This window comes from Xenorhabdus miraniensis (genome assembly GCF_002632615.1).
The window spans coordinates 194,751-202,578 of record NZ_NITZ01000008.1; the positions used below are offsets into that span (position 1 = coordinate 194,751).

Annotated in this window: 5 protein-coding genes; all 5 read left to right on the forward strand. The window is 46.2% G+C overall.

All coding sequences use genetic code 11. The features are described 5' to 3' along the window. The first annotated feature begins 43 nt into the window (after window positions 1–43). Complete coding sequence (locus Xmir_RS10170) at window positions 44–631, forward strand: Maf family protein (RefSeq protein WP_099114257.1); 588 nt, start codon at window positions 44–46, stop codon at window positions 629–631. Continuing rightward, entirely contained in the window at window positions 628–2,097 is a 1,470-nt protein-coding gene (gene rng, locus Xmir_RS10175) for a ribonuclease G (protein WP_099114258.1), read from the forward strand. Before Xmir_RS10170 ends, rng begins: the two co-directional genes overlap by 4 nt. Window positions 2,098–2,177: 80 nt before the next feature. Continuing rightward, window positions 2,178–6,038 carry an AsmA2 domain-containing protein YhdP gene (gene yhdP / locus Xmir_RS10180; protein WP_099114259.1) on the forward strand — a complete coding sequence of 1,287 codons (3,861 nt, stop codon included), beginning with the start codon at window positions 2,178–2,180 and terminating at the stop codon, window positions 6,036–6,038. Beyond that, window positions 6,035–6,883, forward strand: coding sequence for a deaminated glutathione amidase (gene nit1, locus Xmir_RS10185; protein ID WP_047963560.1), 849 nt, complete (start codon window positions 6,035–6,037; stop codon window positions 6,881–6,883). Before yhdP ends, nit1 begins: the two co-directional genes overlap by 4 nt. 17 nt (window positions 6,884–6,900) lie before the next feature. After that, the coding region (gene tldD, locus Xmir_RS10190; RefSeq protein ID WP_099114260.1) for a metalloprotease TldD at window positions 6,901–7,828 on the forward strand (928 nt) is incomplete at its 3' end.

A 7,828-nucleotide genomic window follows, 5' to 3' on the forward strand; every position in this document is an offset into this window, starting at 1 on the left:
AATTAAAATAGCCGGTTGAGATCAACTCTAAGGATGACCCACGATGAAAACCATTTATTTAGCTTCTGGCTCGCCAAGACGGCGTGAGCTGGTGGAATTGTTAGATTTTAATTTTGAGATCCTGAGACCTCAGGTTGAAGAAAAATGGCGTGAAGGGGAGTCTCCAGAGCAATATGTCACTCGATTAGCCAGAGAAAAATCACAGGCTGGGGTCGCCATTGCGCCACATGATCACCCCGTTCTGGGAGCTGATACCATTGTTGTATTGAATAACCGCATTCTGGAAAAACCCCGCGATCAACAACACGCCGCTGAAATACTGAACGCTTTGTCAGGCCAGTGCCACCAGGTTATCACGGCTGTCGCTTTATCGAACAGTCAACAGACCTTGAGTGAGAAAGTCATTACAGATGTGATATTCCGCCAGTTATCCCAACCGGAAATACAGGAATATATTGCAACTGGAGAACCAATGGATAAAGCCGGGGCTTATGGCATTCAGGGTAAAGGCGGCTGTTTTGTCAGAAAAATTAATGGCAGTTACCATGCTGTTGTCGGCTTACCATTGGTGGAAACGAACGAATTAATCACACGGTTTTTAGCGTTAGCTGATGGGAAGAATTATTCATGACAGCAGAGTTATTAGTTAATGTAACACCATCCGAAACGCGGGTTGCTTATATTGATGGCGGTATCTTGCAGGAAATCCATATTGAACGGGAAGCCAGAAGGGGCATTGTAGGAAATATTTATAAAGGGCGCGTGAGCCGGGTTTTGCCCGGAATGCAGGCGGCTTTTGTGGATATCGGGCTGGAGAAAGCCGCTTTTTTGCATGCTTCGGATATTATGCCCCATACTGAGTGTATTGCCGGTGAAGAGCGGAAGAATTTTCATGTCAGGGACATCGCCGAACTGGTGCGTCAGGGACAGGATCTGATTGTACAGGTGGTGAAAGATCCTCTGGGCACAAAAGGCGCTCGTTTAACGACAGATATCACTTTACCATCACGTTATCTGGTATTTATGCCGGGGGCATCGCATGTGGGTGTTTCACAGCGGATAGAGAGCGAAGAAGAGCGTGACCGTCTGAAAAGCATTGTCATGGATTATTGTGATGAGCATGGCGGGTTTATTATCCGTACTGCTGCCGAAGGTGTGGGAACCGAAGAACTGGCGCAAGATGCGGCATTTTTGAAGCGCTTGTGGAGTAAGGTGATTGAACGTAAGAAACGTAATATCACAAAAAATAAAGTCTACGGTGAATTGGCGCTGGCCCAGCGTATTTTGCGTGATTTTGTCGGGGCTTCCCTTGATCGCATTCGGGTTGACTCCCGCCAGACATTTACCCAATTACAGGAATTTATTGATGAATATATTCCTGAAATGAACGCCAAATTAGAACATTATCAGGGCAATCAGCCGATATTTGATCTGTATGGTGTGGAAACTGAAATTCAGCGGGCGCTGGAACGTAAGGTGGAATTAAAGTCGGGTGGTTATCTGATTATTGATCAGACGGAAGCCATGACAACAATCGATATTAATACCGGTGCTTTTGTTGGACACCGTAATCTGGAAGAGACTATCTTTAATACCAATATCGAAGCAGCACAAGCGATCGCCAGGCAATTAAGGTTACGTAATTTAGGCGGCATTATTATTATTGATTTTATTGATATGAGTAATGGAGAACACCGTCGCCGCGTATTGCTTTCCTTAGAGCAGGCATTGAATAAAGATCGTGTGAAAACCACCATCAATGGTTTTTCCCAATTGGGATTGGTGGAAATGACGCGTAAGCGTACACGAGAAAGTATTGAGCATATTCTGTGTGATAACTGCCCGACCTGTCAGGGGCGTGGGACGGTGAAATCCGTTGAAACCGTATGTTATGAAATTTTACGCGAAATTGTGCGTGTTAATCGTGCAATTAATGCAGATCGTTTTCTGGTTTATGCCTCTCCAGCCGTAAGTGATGCCCTGAAAGGGGATGAATCTCACGTGTTGGCGGAAGTGGAAATCTTTGTGGGAAAACAGGTCAAAGTACAGACAGAACAACTTTACAGTCAGGAGCAATTTGACGTTGTGATGATGTAAGGCACCCATTTGCAGCGAGTCTGTTTTTAAATAGATTCTGTTTTTTCAAATAAATCGCGCTGACAACCAAGGAGAAATGTGTGAGGCGACTGCCGGGGATATTATTAGCGACAGCCGCAATAGCCATTATCATTGTGGCTTTGCTTGTCAGCGGGTTACGTTTCTTCCTGCCACATATCAATGAATATCGTCAGCAATTGACAGAAAAAATTGCTGCCGCGACGGATATCGCTGTCGATATTGGTTACATCACTGGTCATTGGGAGCCATTTGGCCCCAGTCTGGAAATCCGGGATATCAGTGCGAAGTCGGAGCATATCGGCATTGATGCTAAAAAAATCACACTTTCTCTGGATATCTGGCGTTCACTTTTGCAGTGGCGCTGGTATTTTCGGGATTTGTCTTTTTATCAGCTTCAGGTGAATTATGACAAGGGACTGTTTGGGCAAGATGGCGAAAGCATGCTGTCTGAACCGAATAGCCTTTCTTCTCTGTTTCTGGAACAGTTCAATCATTTTAATTTGCATGACAGCAGCCTGGTTTTTCTCACGCCATCCGGTGAAAAGGCGGAACTGCAATTACCGCAACTAACATGGTTGAATAAAGATCATCGCCATCGGGCACAAGGCAGTGTCAATCTTTCTTCACTTAATCGTCAGGAAGGCCTTAATAGTCAGGAAGGTATTGTACAAGTCAAGTTGGATCTGAACGATATCAATGGCGTTCTGGATAATGGCGTTATTTATTTACAAGCCGATGATATCGATACGCGGCTGTGGTTAAGCCGTTGGTTAAAGGATAATACAGGGCTGGAAAATGCCCGTTTCAGTCTGGCGAGTTGGATTACCTTAAAGAAAGGGCGAATTGATAGTGGGCGTTTGCAACTAAAGCAAGGGGAAGCCAACTGGCATCTGGAAAATGAAAAACACCAGCTTGTGGTGAATGATTTACTCTTACAGATGCGTCGTCAGGATGAAGGATGGCTGTTTAATGTTCCAAATCTGGCAAACCTGAAAACCAACGGTCAGCAGTGGCCGACGGGGCATATCTCAGCGTTCTATCTTAAGGACGCTCGTAAATATCAGGATAAAGACCATTGGCGGATACGGGCTGAGAATATCCGGCTGGAGCGTTTAAATGGGCTATTGCCAATACTCTCTTTTGTGACGCCGGATATCGTCAAGGATTGGCAGCACTGGCAACCGAAAGGTACGTTAAATAGTTTTGCCCTCGATATTACCCCTGAATTGCCTGATGATTTGGGAATTCGCATGAAATGGCAGGATGTGAGCTGGTTACGCTGGAAAGACCTGCCGTCAGCCGACCATTTCAGTGGTATGTTGGAAGGCAATAAACAGTGGGGTAATCTCACCTTTGGCTTGAAAAACAGCACCATTGATTATGGCAGTATGTTTCAGGCCCCGCTCAATATTGCCAGCAGCGAAGGGCAGATTATTTGGAAAGATAGCCAGAATGGCTTGGAAGTTTGGAGCCAGGGGCTGGATTTGCAAGCAAACTCACTGTGGCTTAATGGAAACTTTCACTACCTGAAACCACAAAATGATCAACCTTTATTGAAAATGCTCGCCGGGGTTCGGGTGAATGATATCGGTGAGGCATGGCGTTATTTTCCCAAACCACTGATGGGGGAATCCCTGACTGACTATCTGACGGCCTCTTTGATCAAGGGAAAGGTCGATAATGCCACTTTGGTTTTTCGGGGCAATCCCCATGATTTCCCTTTTAAACAAAACAACGGCCAATTCCAGATTTTTGTACCTCTGCGCCATGCGACATTTCAATATCAACCCGATTGGCCAGCCCTGTTTGATTTAGATATTGACCTGAATTTCCAAAATAACGGATTACAGATGCAGGCAATGAAAGCGCAGCTGGGGGACGTGGATGCCACCGAAGTTTCAGCAGTGATTCCAGATTATGGTAAGCAACAGCTATTTATCGATGCCGGAATATCCGGGGATGGACAGAATATCCATGATTATTTTAACCACAGCCCGATGGCGGATTCGATTGGCAGCGCACTGGATAGCCTGCAACTTGATGGTAAAGTGGATGGCAGGCTTCACTTGGACATTCCTTTGAAACACGGTGAAGTCAATGCCAGGGGAGAGGTGGCGCTAGAAGATACCAGTCTCTTCATCAAGCCATTAGATAGCAGGATGGAACACCTTAGCGGCAAATTTCGCTTTGAAAATGGCAACTTAAAAAGTGACAATCTATCTGCCCACTGGCTTGGAAACCCTTTGTCACTGCGGTTTTCCACTCAGGACTTAGCAAAACATTATCAGGTGGATGTCAATTTAGATGCACGTTGGACAGCGAAGACATTACCGGAACTTCCTGCTGAAATTCGCCGTAAGTTGTCCGGTACGCTGAATTGGCAGGGGAACGTGAATATTACGATACCGCCAAGTAATCGAGCTTCAAAGAACGACGTAAAATATCGTGTTGCTGTCAATGCAGATTTGTCACATATCAAGAGTACATTGCCTGCATTGGACACAGAATCCCTGCAAGAATGGAATAAGGTTAATGTTTTTGCAGAAGGCAATATCAACCAATTCCAGATGAAAGGCTCAATAGGCAGACAATATGCGTTCAATAGCCAATGGAAGTTGGAAGAAAAGTTGGAAGAAAAGTTGGATGAAAAGCATGTCCGGCTGCAAAGAGGTATTTTTCATTCGAATGGTGTTGAAATTCCTGTCCTGCCAGAAAAATCACTGTTGGCGTTAAAACTACCGGCAATTGACGGTGAAAAATTATTGGCGCTGATTGCGCCGCTGAATTGGAATTCATCAAATGATGATGGCTTCCGGTGGCCAAGTGTATTCGAAATTTCGTTGCCTTCACTGGATCTTGCCGGGCAGCGCTGGGATGATCTCACATTCAATATTGTTCAACACGCTGATGGTACTAGCGTCAATGCCGTGGGGCAGGATATTAGTGGCAATCTGTGGATTCAAGATAATAAACAGGTTCGGGCGTTAATCGATTATCTTTATTACGATCCCTCGTTTGCAACGGATCCGTCGGTTGAGGCCAATAAGTTAACGTCGGATAAGGCGTCACCTCCCCATTATTCCCTGAGCAGTTGGCCGGAATTGAATGTTGAATGTACAGAATGCTGGATCGCCGGGCTAAAACTCGGCAAAGTATCAGCATCGTTTATACCGCAAGGTGATTCCCTGATCCTGACCAACGGGAAAGTAGAAAATAGCGCAGGAAAACTGACACTGTCCGGCAGTTGGCATGAAACCAACGCAGGAAATTATACCCAAGCCAAAGGGCAACTCTCGGGGAAAAAATTCGATGATATGGTGGCTTATCTCGGATTTATTGTCCCGATAGTTGATGCACCTTTTAAGTTTGATTTCAATTTGAAGTGGCAGGATGTCCCGTGGCAACCCGATCTTAAAACCCTGAATGGGACGCTGACCGCAAATATGAAAAAGGGCGCCATCGCCAAATTGGGGGGCGGCAGAGCAGGGCAATTACTAAGACTTATCAGTTTTGATGCGTTGTTGCGTAAATTACAATTGGATTTCAGTGACACATTCAGTAATGATTTTGCCTTTGATTCCATTCGTGGCGATGCAACGATAAAAAATGGGGTCATACATGCCGATAATTTTCTCATTGATGGATTAGCAGCGGATATCAATGCCTCGGGGGTGACTGACTTAGTTCGTCGTCAGATCAATATGGAATTAGTCATTACGCCAGAAATTTCGGCAACGGTAGGGGTCGCGACAGCCTTTGCGGTCAACCCTGTGGCTGGTGCTGCGGTTTTTGCAGCGACAAAAGTGCTGGGGCCGCTATGGAGCAAGATATCAGTGATTCGCTATCGGCTAACGGGCAGCTTCGAACAACCTAAAATTGATGAAGTTTTACGTCAGCTTAAGGAGAATAAAGGGCCATGAGAAATGTCAATGTTGCACTCTTACAATTATGCAGTGGGACAAACGTTAAACATAACTTAGCGCAGATTGAACAACAGATTAAGCAATTGCCAGACACAGTACAATTGGTGCTGACGCCAGAAAATGCTTTATTGTTTGCGGATGCCGATACCTACCGTGAATATGCAGAAGTGCAGGGAAGTGGCCCATTGCAGCAGGCTGTGAGTGAAATGGCACAACGTTACGGTATCTGGTTGTTGATTGGTTCTATGCCGATGATCAGCCGGGAAGATCCCTCTCGCATCACAAGCAGTAGCTTATTGTTTGATGATCAGGGCGAAATCCGTGCCCGTTACGATAAAATCCACATGTTTGATGTCAATATTAACGATGAGCATGGTTCCTATAATGAATCTACTATTTATCAGCGTGGGGAACACATTACCGTTGTCGATACCCCTGTGGGACGTTTGGGGATGACTATCTGTTATGATCTGCGTTTTCCGGGGTTATTTCAGGCATTGCGTGAACAAGGTGCGGAACTTATCTCCGTTCCGGCGGCTTTCACCCGCCTGACAGGTAAGGCGCATTGGGAACCCTTGCTGAGAGCCCGTGCCATTGAGAATCAATGTATTATTCTGGCACCCGCTCAGGTTGGCGTACATGGCACTCGCAGGACATGGGGGCACTCAATGGCGGTGAGTGGTTGGGGAGAAGTCATCAAGAAAAATCCTCTGACCGTCAGCGCATTACAGCTTAATATCCGGCCGGATAGTCTGACTCATATGCGTGAGCAGATCAAAGTGGTGAAACACAATCGATTCCGTCCACAACTGACTTCTTTGATAAAAAAGAATACAAATTAAGGTAAAGAGTAATTACTATGAGTTTAACTTATGTCAGTGAACATTTACTGGCTGCTAATAATCTGAGTCATCAAGATTTATTCTCTGTTCTGGGTCAACTGGCGGAACGTCGTCTGGACTATGCCGACCTCTATTTCCAATCCAGTTTCCATGAAACATGGGTACTGGAAGACCGCATCATTAAAGATGGCTCCTATAATATCGATCAAGGTGTGGGAGTCCGCGCGGTTAGCGGAGAAAAAACAGGGTTTGCTTACGCTGACCAAATCACACTGAATGCTCTACAGCAAAGTGCACACGCAGCACGCAGCATTGTGAGAGAAGCGGGCAATGGCATTGCACATACATTAGGTGCAGTGACACATAAGGCACTTTATCCGGCAGTTGATCCTTTGCAGAGCATGAGCAGGGAAGAGAAGATTGCTTTGCTGCACCGGGTTGATCAAATCGCACGAGCAGAAGATCCCCGGGTACAAGAAGTTAATGCCAGCTTGACCGGTGTTTATGAGCAGGTGCTGGTGGCGGCAACAGATGGCACATTGGCCGCAGACATTCGTCCGTTGGTGCGTCTTTCCGTTAGCGTCTTGGTAGAAGAAGATGGTAAGCGTGAGCGCGGAGGCAGTGGTGGTGGTGCTCGTTACGGTTACGAATATTTCCTGCAAACCGAAGATGGTCAAGTTCTGGCAGAACAATTTGCCCGTGAAGCGGTACGCATGGCACTGGTCAACTTATCGGCGGTTGCGGCACCTGCGGGAACTATGCCAGTTGTATTGGGTGCTGGCTGGCCGGGCGTTTTACTGCATGAAGCAGTCGGTCATGGTTTGGAAGGAGATTTCAACCGTCGGGGAACGTCTGTTTTCTCCGGTCAGATTGGGCAAAAAGTGGCTTCTGAGCTGTGCACAGTCGTGGATGACGGCACGATTGAAGGCCGCCGTGGTTCACTGT

Coding starts and splice junctions, on each gene's coding strand:
- Xmir_RS10170 (WP_099114257.1), top strand. CDS start 44: ATGAAAACCATTTATTTAGCTTCTGGCTCGCCAAGACGGCGTGAGCTG.
- rng (WP_099114258.1), top strand. CDS start 628: ATGACAGCAGAGTTATTAGTTAATGTAACACCATCCGAAACGCGGGTT.
- nit1 (WP_047963560.1), top strand. CDS start 6,035: ATGAGAAATGTCAATGTTGCACTCTTACAATTATGCAGTGGGACAAAC.